The organism is Taklimakanibacter deserti, from assembly GCA_003574785.1.
Genome location: QORU01000088.1, coordinates 1 through 530, shown reverse-complemented (window position 1 = coordinate 530; position 530 = coordinate 1). Strand labels below are relative to the sequence as shown.

The following is a 530-nucleotide window of genomic DNA, read 5'->3' as shown; positions in this document are numbered from 1 at the left end:
ATGGCTGCCATGCCGTTCGATTGCGCCTATGTGTCCGACCGCCTGTACCTCTCAGTCGAGGGCGTGGCGTGCATGGACGCCAAGCTCCCGCCGCTCGCGCTGGGGATTTTTGTGGACGATCCGGTTAAGCGGGCAGCCATGTCCGCCGCTCGGTTCGTGCAGCCCACCCGAGTTCATGTCCGCGACGGCAGGATCGCGGAAGTTGGCCGGGCCTTCGGCCTTGGGTTCCCTGTGAAGCAGGGCGATGTCATCAAACAGCTTGTCGTGGCAGCAAAGGAAAAGCTCCGGCAGCAGGATATGGGGAGGTTTTTCTGATGAGGACAGCAGGCGTACTACTGTTGACCGCTGCAAGCGCCTTGCTGGGCGGCTGCATCACCACGCAGACGATGCCGGACGGCAGCACCAAGGTGCGAATCACCAACGACCCGTCCGTCATCGCCAGCAGCCCGTTGGGCCGTCTGTTGCCCGGCTCTACAGAGACGAGCCAAGGCGTCGTCGGTGCAGATGGGGTTGTCTCTCTGATCCCGACG

The 530-nt window shown here is 63.0% G+C and carries 2 protein-coding genes; both read left to right on the top strand.

What is annotated here, in order from left to right:
* The coding region (locus DS839_RS36105; RefSeq protein ID WP_368912151.1) for a hypothetical protein at window positions 1–315 on the top strand (315 nt) is incomplete at its 5' end.
* Window positions 315–530: hypothetical protein (locus DS839_RS37180; protein ID WP_368912150.1), on the top strand; the 216-nt coding region annotated here is incomplete at its 3' end. The genes DS839_RS36105 and DS839_RS37180, both read left to right, overlap by 1 nt.